The sequence below is a fragment of the Actimicrobium sp. GrIS 1.19 genome, from assembly GCF_035984655.1.
GTDB lineage: Bacteria > Pseudomonadota > Gammaproteobacteria > Burkholderiales > Burkholderiaceae_D > Actimicrobium.
Map to the genome: position 1 here is coordinate 1 of NZ_JAXCHT010000016.1, position 13,615 is coordinate 13,615.

Annotated in this window: 13 protein-coding genes and 1 tRNA gene; 10 read left to right on the forward strand and 4 right to left on the reverse strand. The window is 60.7% G+C overall.

All coding sequences use genetic code 11. From position 1 onward, the window contains the following. The first annotated feature begins 253 nt into the window (after nucleotides 1-253). Nucleotides 254-853, forward strand: coding sequence for a hypothetical protein (locus RCH09_RS12230; RefSeq protein ID WP_326941379.1), 600 nt, complete (start codon nucleotides 254-256; stop codon nucleotides 851-853). 149 nt (nucleotides 854-1,002) lie between these two features. Here RCH09_RS12230 and RCH09_RS12235 read toward each other — a convergent pair whose 3' ends face one another. Further along, nucleotides 1,003-1,218: a hypothetical protein gene (locus RCH09_RS12235; RefSeq protein WP_326941380.1), complete on the reverse strand. Its 216-nt coding sequence runs from the start codon at nucleotides 1,216-1,218 to the stop codon at nucleotides 1,003-1,005. 704 nt (nucleotides 1,219-1,922) lie between these two features. Then, nucleotides 1,923-1,999, reverse strand: a tRNA-Pro gene (locus tag RCH09_RS12240). Nucleotides 2,000-2,168: 169 nt separating this feature from the next. Between RCH09_RS12240 and RCH09_RS12245 the strand changes: the two genes are divergently transcribed. Continuing rightward, nucleotides 2,169-3,290 (forward strand): M14 family metallopeptidase, encoded by a 1,122-nt coding sequence (locus RCH09_RS12245; RefSeq protein WP_326941381.1) that lies wholly within the window; start codon nucleotides 2,169-2,171, stop codon nucleotides 3,288-3,290. A 12-nt stretch (nucleotides 3,291-3,302) separates the two neighbouring features. Here the strand turns inward: RCH09_RS12245 and RCH09_RS12250 are convergent, their stop codons facing one another. Next, entirely contained in the window at nucleotides 3,303-5,096 is a 1,794-nt protein-coding gene (locus tag RCH09_RS12250) for a hypothetical protein (RefSeq protein WP_326941382.1), read from the reverse strand. Next, entirely contained in the window at nucleotides 5,093-5,566 is a 474-nt protein-coding gene (locus tag RCH09_RS12255; RefSeq protein WP_326941383.1) for a CesT family type III secretion system chaperone, read from the reverse strand. The genes RCH09_RS12250 and RCH09_RS12255 overlap by 4 nt, the downstream gene beginning before the upstream one ends. 169 nt (nucleotides 5,567-5,735) lie before the next feature. Between RCH09_RS12255 and RCH09_RS12260 the strand changes: the two genes are divergently transcribed. From RCH09_RS12260 to RCH09_RS12295, 8 genes are all read left to right on the forward strand, one after another. Continuing rightward, complete coding sequence (locus RCH09_RS12260) at nucleotides 5,736-6,221, forward strand: CesT family type III secretion system chaperone (RefSeq protein ID WP_326941384.1); 486 nt, start codon at nucleotides 5,736-5,738, stop codon at nucleotides 6,219-6,221. 78 nt (nucleotides 6,222-6,299) lie between these two features. Beyond that, nucleotides 6,300-6,629, forward strand: a complete 330-nt coding sequence (locus tag RCH09_RS12265) for a DHCW motif cupin fold protein (RefSeq protein ID WP_326941385.1) — start codon at nucleotides 6,300-6,302, stop codon at nucleotides 6,627-6,629. Nucleotides 6,630-6,771: 142 nt separating this feature from the next. Continuing rightward, nucleotides 6,772-7,944, forward strand: a complete 1,173-nt coding sequence (gene flhB / locus RCH09_RS12270) for a flagellar biosynthesis protein FlhB (protein ID WP_326941386.1) — start codon at nucleotides 6,772-6,774, stop codon at nucleotides 7,942-7,944. Further along, the gene (gene flhA / locus RCH09_RS12275) at nucleotides 7,941-10,022 is read left to right on the forward strand and encodes a flagellar biosynthesis protein FlhA (protein ID WP_326941387.1); all 2,082 of its coding nucleotides are present in this window, start codon (nucleotides 7,941-7,943) and stop codon (nucleotides 10,020-10,022) included. The genes flhB and flhA overlap by 4 nt, the downstream gene beginning before the upstream one ends. Then, on the forward strand, nucleotides 10,019-11,317 hold the full coding sequence (flhF, locus tag RCH09_RS12280; RefSeq protein ID WP_326941388.1) for a flagellar biosynthesis protein FlhF: 1,299 nt from the start codon (nucleotides 10,019-10,021) through the stop codon (nucleotides 11,315-11,317). The genes flhA and flhF overlap by 4 nt, the downstream gene beginning before the upstream one ends. Next, nucleotides 11,310-12,134 carry a MinD/ParA family ATP-binding protein gene (locus tag RCH09_RS12285; protein WP_326941389.1) on the forward strand — a complete coding sequence of 275 codons (825 nt, stop codon included), beginning with the start codon at nucleotides 11,310-11,312 and terminating at the stop codon, nucleotides 12,132-12,134. Before flhF ends, RCH09_RS12285 begins: the two co-directional genes overlap by 8 nt. 21 nt (nucleotides 12,135-12,155) lie before the next feature. After that, nucleotides 12,156-12,890, forward strand: coding sequence for an RNA polymerase sigma factor FliA (locus RCH09_RS12290; RefSeq protein WP_326941390.1), 735 nt, complete (start codon nucleotides 12,156-12,158; stop codon nucleotides 12,888-12,890). Next, the gene (locus RCH09_RS12295; protein WP_326941391.1) at nucleotides 12,872-13,612 is read left to right on the forward strand and encodes a flagellar motor protein; all 741 of its coding nucleotides are present in this window, start codon (nucleotides 12,872-12,874) and stop codon (nucleotides 13,610-13,612) included. Before RCH09_RS12290 ends, RCH09_RS12295 begins: the two co-directional genes overlap by 19 nt. The last annotated feature ends 3 nt before the right edge of the window (nucleotides 13,613-13,615 follow it).

Here is a 13,615-nt window from a genome sequence, read left to right on the forward strand (position 1 = left end):
GTAGGGCGAGTTTCTACTGATATTTCTTCAACTCCATAGTTGTTGCGATGACGATGAAAACTCCTGCCGAAATGTCGATTCATGAAACATTCAGGCTAGAGCCATCATCAGAGGCAACTCGAATAAAGTCAGCTAACAAGTTTGATGACGTTACCGCCTTGGTTGAGGGGGGGCTCGATGTAGGTGCAGCGATCTTGCCGCACGCGACCCCTGAGAGTGTCGATTCTCTCGGCGCAGTGTAAGGATGACCTCGGTGAAACAGATAGCCATTGTAGGTGAGGATAAATTAACGATGGCTCTTTTACGTAAGTGCGTCAGCACTTATATTCCCGACTTTCATGTCGTGCGGGCAGTAGTTACCAACGGTAGAGGCAACGTAAAAAAAGAAATTGCTGCGTATGCCATGCTGGCGAAGAAAATGCCGGTCCTCATTGGAATCGATCTAGATGACGACGAATGCGCGCCGTCACTTCGCGAGGACTGGGCCGAAATGTATGAAGAGGTTGCAAACTTGTTAATTCGAGTGGCTGTTGCCGAAGCCGAGGCCTGGGTGTTGGCTGACCGAAAGCGTTGTGCTCAATTTCTCGGTGCCACGTCAGATGAGATCGCCGCCAATCCAGAGACGCTAGTTGACCCGAAACGAGCTCTTCTCGATTTGGCCCGAGCGAATGCTGACACGGATTTGAAGAGAGACCTCATCCCTCGCAACTACAATCAATTCGATTTGCCAAGAATCGGGCCTGCCTACAATCTACGGATGACGAATTTCGTGGCAACGAAATGGAGGCCACATGTCGCTCGTGCTCGTTCGGACAGTTTAGATAGGGCAATCATTTGCCTCGAAAAGTTGTAAGCTCGTCGATGAGCCGAACCGCGAATGCAAGCTCAGTAGCAAGGCGACCACGTTTGGCCCCAACTGTATGGGGGTATTTTTGGGGGTATTCTTGTAGATCAAACTACGATTTTTAACATAAGTGGCTGTTTATGCTAATGTTTTCGCACTTAAGTTTGATTGACGCCGCCGTAGTCGACCAGCGCGTCCTCGCCAAGGGCGAACTCAAGGCGGTCGAACTGCTCGGGCTCCTTGGCTACCAGGGTCCCGGCGGAGCGCTTGATGCTGTTGTCGCCGGCCGGCGGCGAAGCTGTACCGGTCGACCAGGTCCTGGTAGATCGCAGTGTAGTTGCACCACAGGCGTAGCTGCTCAGTGATGAAGGCACGGTGCGATTCGCATGCCGACGGCGACACGGTCGGCAGCGCCGGTGGCCGGGATGGGGAATTTACGTCGCCGAGCCGGTGGCACCCGGGGGAATTTGAATCTCCCCAAGTTACACGCATGGCCAGGCTGCGGATAGTCTTGCGGTCGACGCGGGTGATGCAGGCTATCTCGCGCTGGCTCTTGCCTACTGCCAGCAGCGTCAGGATGGTGATTTGCAGATGCGGTTTCAAGACTCACTCCGAACTCCCTCGACGATCGAAGGAGAAAGATAACGTCATGCCAGCGGGATGTTCCCTGTGGTCGCTGCAGGCGCTTTACAGCGCTGTGAAGCGGTCAGTGGGTGGGGAGTTTGGGGTGGCCAGAGGTGGGGCATTTGACCGGCCAACGGGGCTCACGATAAAGGCCTTTATGTGCCAGGGCCAGTGGACGAGTTTGGACAGTATTTTCACTGGAGATGCGGAGTTCAATGATTACCCGTGAATCACCGTCGATCGAGCAGGGGTCACATGTCACCGGCTTAGACGTGAGGCGCTATTGATGGGGAAGAGGAAGGAGGCCGTCGCTTCAAACTGAGGGGTTAGCGCGATCACGGCCGCAACATTTAACGATCAGTTTGAGTCGCCGCCATTTACGGCACAGTTACGGCACGAGGCAACATAAAGCAAAAAGGCCAATCCGGAGATTGGCCTAAGTGTTTGATTCTATTGGTCGGGACGGAGTGATTCGAACACTCGACCCCTTGCACCCCATGCAAGTACGCTACCAGGCTGCGCTACGCCCCGACTGAGCCCGCAGTATATCAGAGCCTCTGGTCGCTTTGCCATGGGGCGGGTCAACAATCGACATCGCGCGTCGGCAAGGCGCTTCGGTGAATTCCTTTATCATTGCCGCACTTCCGCGCGCGTCGTCGCCCTCGGTATAAATCATTTGCCTCATTGAAGGAATCTCCCCATGACCATCAAAATCAGCCACCAGTTCGATGCCGGTGCGATCGACATCATCGCCGCCGACCACCCGCAACAGATCGATCTGCAGATCCGCAAGGACAGCCATGCCGAGTTCGCGCAGTGGTTCTATTTCCGCCTGCAGGGCGCGCGTGGCGAAGCCTGTCAGATGCGACTGCTGAACGCCGGGCAGTCGGCCTATCCGTCCGGCTGGGAGAATTACCAGGCCGTCGCCAGCTATGACCGCCAGACCTGGTTCCGGGTGCCGACCTCGTACGACGGCAAGGTACTGACGATTGCCCACACGCCGGAACGCGACAGCGTGTATTACGCCTATTTCGAGCCGTATTCGTGGGAACGCCATCTGCAATTGCTGGGGCAGGCGGAAGTCTCGCCGCGAGCACGGGTGATCGATCTGGCGACCACGCATGACGGCCGCGATGTGAATGCGATCGTCATTGGCGATCCGGCGGCAGCGAAAAAAATCTGGGTCATCGCGCGCCAGCATCCGGGCGAAACCATGGCCGAGTGGTTTGTCGAAGGCATGGTCCATGCACTGCTCGATCCGGCCAATCCGCTGGCGCGCCGCATTCTGGACAGGGCGGTGCTGTACATCGTGCCGAACATGAATCCCGACGGCTCGGTACGTGGCAACCTGCGCACCAGCGCCACCGGCGCCAATCTGAATCGCGAATGGATGACGCCAACGCCGGAACACAGCCCGGAAGTGTTTGCCGTGCGCGCGCTGATGCACCAGACCGGTTGCGACCTGTTCCTTGATGTGCATGGCGATGAAGGCCTGCCGTATGTGTTCGTCGCCGGCAGTGAAATGCTGGATGGCTTCAGCGACGAACAGATGGCGGCGCAGCAGCGCTTCGTCGACAGCTTCGTGCTGGCCAGCCCGGATTTCCAGACCAAATTCGGCTACGGCACCGGCAAGTACCGCGAAGAGGTGCTGAAGCTGGCGTCGAAGTATGTCGCGCACACCTTCAAGTGCGTCTCGCTGACGCTGGAACTCCCGTTCAAGGACAACGCCAATCTGCCCGACCCGCAGGTCGGGTGGAATGGGGCGCGCAGCGCGCTGCTCGGCGCGGCGGTATTGCAGCCGGTGTTGCAGGCGCTGGATTGAGGCGGGTTGACGTTACGATTGCAGGCAACTGATTCCGCAGCGCTGGTTTTCTTCCTCGTCAACGACCTGTATCGGCGGCGCGGCGGGGTGCGCCGGGGCCTCATGCCGCAGTCGAATTTCACGCATAACGCCCGCATGGCGCCAGTGCCAGTGCGGCAGTGCCGCTTGAACGGCGGACTGCTGCGCGGTTTTATGCTCCTCTGCCCCGGTTGTATCCTCGATGAGTCGCCCTAGCCTTAAATCCAGCTTGCGGCGTGTATTGATGTAGCGAGGGCGACCCGCTGTTTCAACCACCTGGGTCAAAGCCGGGACCAAGGGCCCATGCTCCTGCGCAAGTTGCACACCCGCTGCGCGTTGAGTATGACGATCGGCCGCTTCTTTGGTCAGTTTTTCGAAATGCGCCGGATCAACGTCCTGGAATATGCGCATCGTCAGCGCGTGCAATTCATCGGGCCTGAAGCCGTTTGCGTTGGGATCGGTCAACAGATCCCTGATCAGAGGCAGAACGTGCTGCTTGAATTTCTTGCCGTTTTCTTTTGATCCGTGAATCACCCGCTGATAGTTTTGCAACAGGACCTGGTTCAATTCATCCGCTGACAACCGTTGGAACAAGCCACCTGGCCTGGCGTAGATTTCGTATGTCTGCACCATCACCCGTGGTTCTTCCGGCGCCAGCGCATCAGAGCCCATCAGAAAACGGGTGGGATGCTTTTTGACCAGTTCGGCCAGCCTGGCCGGATCCAGTTTGCTTGCGACACGGCTCCATGACAGATCAATCATCAGGTTGGGGTGCTGCGACAGTAATTGGTCCACATATTCGCAGTGCTTGTCCGCGACCGGTCCGAAGCGATTGACGCCGCCGCAGTGGGCCCAGATGATCGTCGTGTCCTGCGTCTGCGGATCGTCGAGCAGCTTGACGACGCCAGCGAGATTGCCCGGGTGGCGGGGGCAACTGGCCTCGACCAGTGCACTGTCCATGTCGCAGTGCATGGTCAGCGCCATACCCGCAGTCCCGACCGTCTGGAGCAGCGTGTACATCGGTTTGATGTTTTCATCCAGGTCCGCCTGGCTGCGGTTGGGGATCAAGTACATCACCATTTCCTTTTGCAGCGTGACTTCGCCGACCGAGGCGATATCCACATCCATCGCATCCAGATTGCGCAGGAAACTCAGATAGGCGCGTGGATCCCCCAGATTCAATCCGGTCATGGCGATATCGATCATGTCCGGGTCTTCCGGAGGTAACCTCTTATATTGCTGAATCTGATGCCAGTCCGGGGATGAGTCGACCAGAAGCTCGATTTGTTGTTGCCTTTCATGCACCTGGTGGGCAGTCAATTCCGTGCCCGCCATGTCGGCCTGGCTGAGGTAATAACTATCGCCGCAACAGCCTGGTTGTTCCCGCTGCCGGATAAAGCGTTCGTCGCCCAGCAAGGACACAACCGGGGTGGAAATGGCACTGAGCAGGAGATGACGAATGTTGTTCTGTTTGGCCCATTCCACGATGACAGGCAACGGCAGACCGCGCCCGTCGTAGCGCAGCAAGTGAAAATGCACATCTGCGTGGGGAAGTATGGGTACCCCAGGCGCGCGCGTTTCGGCGCTGGCAAACTGGGCAGGTGAGTCGCCGGCAGGCTGGACAGGCGGTTGATCGGCGCCGAACGAACCGTGGCGCGACGGCACATTCTTGCCTGGTTCGAAAATCACCAGGCGCTGTATCTCTTCGAGGTTCAGGCGGCGTGGACCCTGCGTTTCGGCCGGCACCGGCGTGCTTGTCGCCGCGCGTGGCGAGGTAGCTGACATCATGATGGCACCTGTTCGATCGAAAGTGGGTAAAGCGCCGCGCGATTGCGCGCGATCTGGATGGGGGGTACGGCATTGCCAGCGCAATGCATACGATTGAAGTACTGCGCGCTGCGCACCAGCGATTTCACCACCGCCAGCAGTGCTTCAGGTGTGGCATCTGCCAGGCTGACATCTTCGATCAGCACCACGCTATCCATCGACTTGGAGAAACTGAAGTTACGCGTACTGGTCATGAGCATCATGAAATTCTGCTTGAGCATCATCGGGTACAGCTCGGCCTGATGCTCGGCGTCGAGTTGGCCAAGGCTGGCGTAGACGAACAGCATCGCCGGATTGGCCTTGGGTTTCCAGGAGACGGCAAGGATGACGCCGTCGTAGGTGATGCCTTCGCCGGTCAGCACGCGTTGCGGTGCGTGATAGCCGGTCAGGGCGCAGAAGCCGTGGATGAGTCGTTCAAAGCCGGATTGCATGATTTTTCTCGGATGGTGTTGATCGATTGCAGGCATGCGCGGAGGTGTCGTACTGCGTTGCTGCGGACATTGCCTGCGATGAGTAACGGTCGGCAGTTGCTGGTTCCATCATTGGAACCGCCCAGCGGTTTCCGTCATTCATGGGCTTCGTGATTCAGCAGGAGCAGCCATGCCGCCATCGTTCGAGAATGTCATCCGCAATTTCTGTCTGTATAAAGCGCTGGCCGAGCCGGAACATCTGCTCAAGGGCGGTTCGGTGCTGGTCAACGAGGTCGCGTTTTGCTTCATCTACGACCTGCACCGGATGCCGCAGGCCTTGACGCTGTGCACGGTGTTCGGCGCAGCGCCGCTGCAAAACGAGACTGCGATCTACCGTGCGCTGCTGAGCCAGAATCATGTCGGTCATGCCGGTAAGGGCCCGGGTTTTTGTATGTCGCCCAAGACCGGCGACGTGGTCCATCTGCGCACGATGCTGCTGGAGGAGGCGACCCCGGTTCGGCTGGCGAGCACGATGGTGTTCTTCAGTGAACGGGCGCGGGAGTGGCAAACCACCTTTTTCCTGCCGCAATCGGCGACCAGTCGCTTCTTGCGCACGCAGCAGCAACAACCGGGTGCGGCGTCGGCCATTGCCACTTCGGCATCGGCAACGCGGTAGAATCGGAAACATTCAAAAAAGCAATATTCGACTCTGACCCCACTTCTTACTGACCCCACTTTTTACGAGGGCGTTGCCATGCTGATCTCAAATATCCCGTTTGGCCTGACCGACTGGTCTACCGTGGCGCCGGTCGAGCATCCCGGCGAGCGGGGCGCGGCGGTGTGGCGCACGCAGGCGTTTGGTGCGCTGCGGGTGCGCATGGTCGAGTATTCGGCCGAATACATGGCCGATCACTGGTGCGAGAAAGGCCATATCCTGCTCTGCCTGGAGGGCGTGCTGGATACCGAGCTCAAGGATGGACGCGTGTTCCGGCTGACACCGGGTGTCAGCTACCAGGTCGCCGATCACGCCGAGCCGCATCGGTCCTTTACCGAAACCGGTGCGCGCCTGTTCATTGTTGACTGACGCCGGCCGGCCGTACCGCAATAACCCCACCCTTTCCCCCCTTGTTCCCCCGATCACTTTTGCTGCCTCAACGCAATAATCCTGTCTAACTGGAATCTTGTCGTTATCCCGACGGCAGGTTTGGTTTGGCTAGGAGCCACTGGTGGCAGAAGACAGCGATCTCGAACGCACGGAACCCGCTTCGCAGCAGCGCATCGACAAGGCGCGCGAAGACGGCGATGTGCCGCGCTCGCGCGAGCTGGCGACCTGCACGATTTTGCTGGGCGCCGGCGCCGGATTGCTGATGACCGGCGAGAACCTGCTGCGTCAGGTGAATGGCGGCCTGATCGCGGGCCTGAGCTTTGATCGGGCCCAGGCCTTCGACATGAGCCTGTTGCTGTCGCGTCAGGGCGGCCATCTGATGGAAGTGTTGCTGGCCTTTGCGCCGCTGGCCGGCCTGCTGATGCTGGTGGCGCTGGCGTCGCCGTTGCTGATTGGCGGCTGGCTGTTTTCGACCAAGGCGCTGACACCGGATTTCGGCAAGATGAATCTGTTCAAGGGCCTTGCCCGGATGGTCTCGCTCAATTCGCTGGTGGAACTGGTCAAGGCGATTGCCAAGGCACTCATCGTCGGCGTCATCGCCTATCTGGTGATGCGCAGCCAGATCGATGCCGTGCTGGGTTTGATGGTCGAGCCGGTGCGCGCCGGCAGCATGCATCTGTCGCAGATGCTGTTTTCCAGTTTCATGCTGATCGTGATGGGTTTGGTGATCATCGCCGGCATCGATGCGCCGTACCAGATGTTCAGCTACGGCAAAAAACTGATGATGACGCGCCAGGAAGTGCGCCAGGAAGCCAAGGAATCGGAAGGCAATCCGGAAATCAAGGCGCGCGTGCGGTCGCAACAGCGCGAGATGGCGCGCCGCCGGATGATGTCCGAAGTGCCGAACGCCGACGTGGTCGTCACCAACCCAACCCACTTTGCGGTCGCGCTGAAATACGCCGACGGCAAGATGCGCGCACCAACCGTGGTCGCCAAGGGGGCCGACGCCATCGCCGCCAAGATTCGTGAACTGGCCACCGCCAACAACGTGCTGATGGTGGAGTCGCCGCCGCTGGCACGGGCACTGTATCGCCACGCCGAACTGGGCGATGAAATTCCGGAAGCCTTGTACACCGCCGTGGCCGAGGTGCTGGCGTATGTGTATCAGTTGCGCGCCTTCCGCAGCGGCGACGGCGACCGGCCCGAATTGCCGACGGCGATCGAGGTACCGCCTGAACTCGATCCGCAGAATCCGGCGGCCTCGGTCAAGCCTGATCAGGGAGCACGCGCATGAATTCGAAATGGTTTGGCTGGATGAGCGGTCCCAACAGCAAGGCGTTCGCCGCGCCGGTGATCATCATCATGATGCTGTCGATGATGGTGCTGCCGCTGCCGGCCTTCGTGCTCGACGTGTTCTTCAGCTTCAATATCGCGCTGTCGATCATCGTGCTGCTGACCAGCCTGTACACCATCAAGCCGCTCGACTTCCTCGCCTTTCCGACCGTGCTGCTGGTCAGTACCATGCTGCGCTTGTCGCTCAACGTCGCTTCGACGCGCGTGGTGCTGACCGAAGGCCATACCGGCCCGGATGCGGCCGGCAAGGTGATCGAGGCGTTTGGTCACTTTCTGATCGGCGGCAATTACACCGTCGGTATCGTGGTCTTCATCATCCTGACCATCATCAACTTCACCGTCGTCACCAAGGGTGCCGGACGGATCGCCGAAGTGGGTGCGCGCTTTGCCCTCGACGCCATGCCCGGCAAGCAGCTGGCGATCGACGCCGATCTGAACGCCGGCCTGATCGGTGAACCTGAAGCACGCCGCCGCCGGACCGAAGTGGCGCAGGAAGCCGAGTTCTATGGCGCGATGGACGGTGCCTCCAAATACGTGCGCGGCGATGCCGTGGCCGGCATCATCGTCACCGTGATCAACATCGTCGGCGGCCTGATCGTCGGGCTGGTGCAGCACGACATGGCGTTTGCCGACGCGCTCAAGAACTACACGCTGCTGGCCATCGGTGATGGCCTGGTCGCGCAGATTCCGTCGCTGATCATTTCGACTGCCGCAGGTGTGGTGGTCTCGCGGGTGGCCAACGATGTCGATATCGGTACCCAGTTGATCAACCAGCTGTTCGCCAAACCGCAGGTGCTGTACATCACGGCCGCCATCGTCGGCGGCATGGGCGTCATCCCCGGCATGCCGCATGTCGCCTTCCTGCTGCTCGGCGCTGGCCTGGCCTGGGCCGGGTATGCCGCGTCGAAACGGCAGGCCGCAGGTCCGGTGGCCGAGCCGGAGCCGGTGGTCACCAGCGCGCCGGTCGAAAGCGAAGAAGCGACCTGGCAGGACATCGTGCCGGTCGACACGCTCGGCCTGGAAGTCGGCTATCGCTTGATCCCGCTGGTCGACAAGACCCAGAATGGCGAGCTGCTCAAACGCATCAAGGGCATCCGCAAGAAGTTTGCGCAGGAGGTCGGCTTCCTGTCGCCGCCAGTGCACATTCGCGACAATCTCGAACTCAAGCCGTCGTCGTACCGGATCTCGCTCAAGGGCGTGGAAGTCGGCAGTGGCGAGGCCCATGCCGGACAATTCCTGGCGATCAATCCCGGCATGGTGACCGGAACCCTGCCCGGTGCCCCGACCACCGATCCGGCCTTCGGACTGCCTGCGGTGTGGATCGAAGCCGGCATGCGCGACCAGGCCCAGGCGATGGGGTACACCGTGGTCGATGCCGGCACCGTGGTGGCGACCCATCTGAATCATCTGATCACCACCCATGCCGCCGAACTGCTCGGCCGGCAGGAAGTGCAGCAGTTGCTCGACCATCTGGCCAAGGAATCGCCAAAGCTGGTGGAAGACCTGGTGCCGAAGACGATCTCGATTTCGACGCTGCAGAAAGTGCTGCAGAACCTGTTGATGGAAGGCGTGCACATCCGTGACATGCGCACCGTCATCGAATGCCTGGCCGAGCATGCCAGCCAGACCCAGGAGCCGAACGAACTCACGGCGCTGGTGCGCATCGCGCTGGGTCGCGCCATCGTGCAGCAGATTTTCCCGGGCACCAATGAGCTGTCGGTGATGACGCTGGATAACCGGCTGGAACGCTTGCTGATGCAGGCATTGCAGGCCAGCGGTCCGGACGGCACCGGCATCGAGCCGGGGCTGGCCGATACGCTCACGTATCAAACGCAGCAAGCCACGCAGCATCAGGAACAGCTCGGCCTGACACCGGTGCTGCTGGTGCCGGCGCCGCTGCGGGCGTTGCTGTCGCGCTTTTTGCGCCGGGTTTTACCGCAGTTGAAGGTGTTGTCGCACGCCGAATTACCGGATTCCAAAACGATTAAAGTAACCAGTCTGGTCGGAGGACAAGCATGAACGTGAAAAAATTTTCCGCAAGCAGTTCGCGTGAAGCGTTGCGTCAGGTCCGCGAAGCACTCGGCCCCGATGCAGTGATTCTGTCGAATCGCAATCTGAACGGCATGGTCGAAATCCTGGCACTCGCCTCCGACGACATGACTTCGCTGGCCGGCCACGACGAGCTGCCCTCGGCCACCACGCTGCCCGAACAGGAGTCGGCCTTGCTGGGCGCCTTTGCGAAACGGCGCGCGGAAACCGATCAGGCTGCCGGGCTGGCGGAGGCGATCGAACAGTCGCGCATCGTGCGTGCACCGGAGTTCGCCGGACGCGACGACAGCAGCCGCGAGATGGCCGACATGATGCGCGAGATCCGTTCGATGCGCAGCATGATGGAATCGCAGTTGTCGGAATTGTCGTGGGCCTCATCGCAAAAACGCGAGCCCATGAAAGCCACCGTGGTGCGCGAATTGCTGGCCGCCGGTTTCAGCGCCAGCCTGTCGCGCTATCTGGCCGAGAACCTGCCGGAAGGCGGCACCGCCACCGAAGCCATGAGCTGGATCAAGGGCGTCCTGGCACGCAATATCAACGTCATGGGCAACGACAGCACGATGCTGGAACAGGGTGGCGTGTTTGCGCTGGTCGGTCCGACCGGCGTCGGCAAGACCACCACTACCGCCAAGCTGGCGGCGCGCTGCGTGATGCGCCACGGTCCCGGCAAGCTGGCGCTGATCACCACCGACGGCTACCGGATCGGCGGCTACGAACAGCTGCGCATCTACGGCAAGATCCTTGGCGTGATGGTGCACTCGGTGAAGGACGAAGCCGACCTGCGCATCGCCCTCGATGAACTCAAGAACAAACACACCGTGCTCATCGATACCGTCGGCGTCAGCCAGCGCGACCAGATGGTGGGCGAGCAGGTCGCGATGCTGCAAGGCGCCGGGGCGCATGTCAAGCGGCTGCTGTGCCTGTCGGCCACCTCGACCGGCGAGACGCTCAACGAAGTGGTGCGGGCCTATCAGGGCACCGGCCTGGCCGGCTGCGTGATGACCAAGCTCGACGAAGCCGCCACCATCGGCAATGTGCTGGATGTGGTGATCCGCCAGAAGCTGAGTTTGTACTACGTCGCCAACGGCCAGCGCGTGCCGGAAGATCTGCACGTGGTCAACAAGCAGTATCTGGTCGACCGCGCCTTCAAGCTCAAGCGTGAGAGCGCGCCGTTCCAGCTCAGTGATGCCGAATTGCCACTGGTGATGGCCAACACCACCCGTGGTTCGAACGACAAGTCACTGCGCGAGGTGAGCCTTGGCTAGTTTTCCATCCGATCAGGCAGAAGGCCTGCGCCGCATGCTGGCCGGCCCGAAGCCGCGCATCGTCAGTGTCGTGTCGGCACTTGGCGCCGACGAAAAAGCTGCCACCTTGATTAATCTGGCGGCATCGCTGGCGCGCACTGGCAGCGATGTGCTGTTGCTGGACGCCTGCGGCGCCGCGAACGGACTGGCGCAACGGTTGGGCGCGGCGCGTGCCGCGACGCTGATGCAAGTGGCGCGGCAGGAGCGCGGTCTGAATGAAGTGGTGCAGATGCTGCCGCAGGGCTTCGCGGTGGCCACGCTGGCGCGCGAAAACCTGCATCGGGCCTTGCAGGATGTTGATGCAGCACGGCGGCTGGCGAATGCCTTTGGCGTTTTGGCAAGCCAATCTGACATCATGCTGGTCGATGCCGAGCCGGATGCCGACGATGGATTTCCGATTCCGGCCATGCAGCGTGGCGAAATCGTGGTCCAGGTGTCATGTAGCGGTAGCTCAATTACCTCCGCCTATGCGATCATCAAGCGTCTGTCGGCGCGGCTGGGCCGCCGACCGTTCGGCGTGCTGGTGACCGGCGCCAGTCCGACCGAAGCGCGGCAGATTTATGAGAACATGGCGCAGGCCGCCAGCCGCTATCTGGCGGTCCAGCTGACATCGATCGGTTCGGTGCCGGCCGATGCCGATTTGCGGCGCGCGACCCAGTTGGGTCGCCCGGTCATCGATGCCTTTCCGATGGCGGGCGCCTCGGTCGCGTTTCGGCAGTTGGCCGGACGCTTCGCGCGCATTGACGGCGGGGTAGCACGCATACCCGAATATGCATGAGCAAGGGAGTCGACAAGTTTCATGTACACAGTCAGCGGAAAGTCCGACCGGAATCATCTGCTCGCAGAACACGCGCCGCTGGTCAAACGTCTTGCCCATCAGATGAAGGCGAAACTGCCACCCAGCGTCGAGGTCGATGACCTGATCCAGGCCGGCATGATCGGCCTGCTCGACGCCATCAACCGTTACGAGGAAACCCACGGCGCGCAATTCGAGACCTATGCCGTGCAGCGCATTCGCGGTTCGATGCTCGACGAATTGCGCAGCAGTGACTGGCTGCCGCGCAGCATGCGCCAGAACATGCGCAAGATTGAAGTGGCGATGAACGCGTTGCAGCAGAAGCTGGGGCGCGCACCGCTGGAAACCGAGCTGGCGCGGCACATGAAGATGACGCTGGAGGAGTACCAGGATTTGCTCGGCGAAGGTGGCGGGCATCAACTGGTGTATTACGAAGATTTTCACGACAACACCGAAGGCAACGAACATTTTCTGGATCGCTATTGCACCGACCTGTCGGACAATCCGCTGCAGAGTTTGCTCAATGCCGGTTTTCGCGACGCGGTGATTCGCGCCATCGGGGCGCTGCCGGACCGCGAGAAAATCCTGATGGGCCTGTACTACGAACAGGAGATGAATTTGAAAGAGATCGGTGCCGTCATGGGTGTGTCGGAATCCCGCGTATCACAACTGCATAGCCAGGCGATCGCCCGCATGCGTGCCTTCCTCAGAGAGAAAGCATGGACTGGGGTAGCGTAGCCGGGCTGGCGCTGGCACTGCTTGGCATTCTGGTCGGCCAGTTGCTGGAGGGCGGTCGTCTGGGCGCGCTGTTCCAGCCGACGGCGCTGGTCATCGTGGTGGTCGGCACGCTCGGATCGGTGCTGCTGCAAAGCGGACTGCCGACCTTCAAGCGCGGCATGCGCATGGCACGCACGATCTTTTTCAAACCGGTCAACAAGCACCGCCTGTATGCCGCCGACATCGCGCTGTGGAGCCAGACCGCGCGCCGCGAGGGCATGCTCAGCCTGCAGCGCTACATGGACAAGCAGGACGATCCGTTCATCAGCAAGGGACTGCGCCTGCTCACCGATGGCGTCGATCCGTTCAAGCTGCGCGAAATCCTCGGCATCGAAATCAGCACCTTTGAAACCGGCGAGCGACAGGCCGCGCGGATCTGGGATTCCGCCGGCGGTTACGCGCCGACCATCGGCATTCTGGGCGCCGTGCTGGGCCTGATCCACGTGATGGAAAACCTGTCCGATCCGAGCCGCCTCGGCGCCGGCATTGCGGTCGCCTTCGTCGCCACCATCTACGGCGTCGGCCTCGCCAACCTGGTATTCCTGCCGATCGGCGGCAAGTTGCGCACCGCCGTCAACGACGACGTCACCCGGCTGGAAATGCTGGCCGACGCATTTTTCTGCATCGCTGCCGGTGACAATCCGCTGTCGATCCAGGAGCGCATGATGGCCTACGAAAGATAAGCC

Bases quoted from the DNA above. Each gene is read 5' to 3' on its own strand.
- RCH09_RS12255 (WP_326941383.1), bottom strand. From the start codon at position 5,566: ATGCAATCCGGCTTTGAACGACTCATCCACGGCTTCTGCGCCCTGACC.
- flhA (WP_326941387.1), top strand. From the start codon at position 7,941: ATGAATTCGAAATGGTTTGGCTGGATGAGCGGTCCCAACAGCAAGGCG.
- RCH09_RS12250 (WP_326941382.1), bottom strand. From the start codon at position 5,096: ATGATGTCAGCTACCTCGCCACGCGCGGCGACAAGCACGCCGGTGCCG.
- RCH09_RS12290 (WP_326941390.1), top strand. From the start codon at position 12,156: ATGTACACAGTCAGCGGAAAGTCCGACCGGAATCATCTGCTCGCAGAA.
- RCH09_RS12260 (WP_326941384.1), top strand. From the start codon at position 5,736: ATGCCGCCATCGTTCGAGAATGTCATCCGCAATTTCTGTCTGTATAAA.
- flhF (WP_326941388.1), top strand. From the start codon at position 10,019: ATGAACGTGAAAAAATTTTCCGCAAGCAGTTCGCGTGAAGCGTTGCGT.
- RCH09_RS12245 (WP_326941381.1), top strand. From the start codon at position 2,169: ATGACCATCAAAATCAGCCACCAGTTCGATGCCGGTGCGATCGACATC.
- RCH09_RS12295 (WP_326941391.1), top strand. From the start codon at position 12,872: ATGGACTGGGGTAGCGTAGCCGGGCTGGCGCTGGCACTGCTTGGCATT.
- RCH09_RS12265 (WP_326941385.1), top strand. From the start codon at position 6,300: ATGCTGATCTCAAATATCCCGTTTGGCCTGACCGACTGGTCTACCGTG.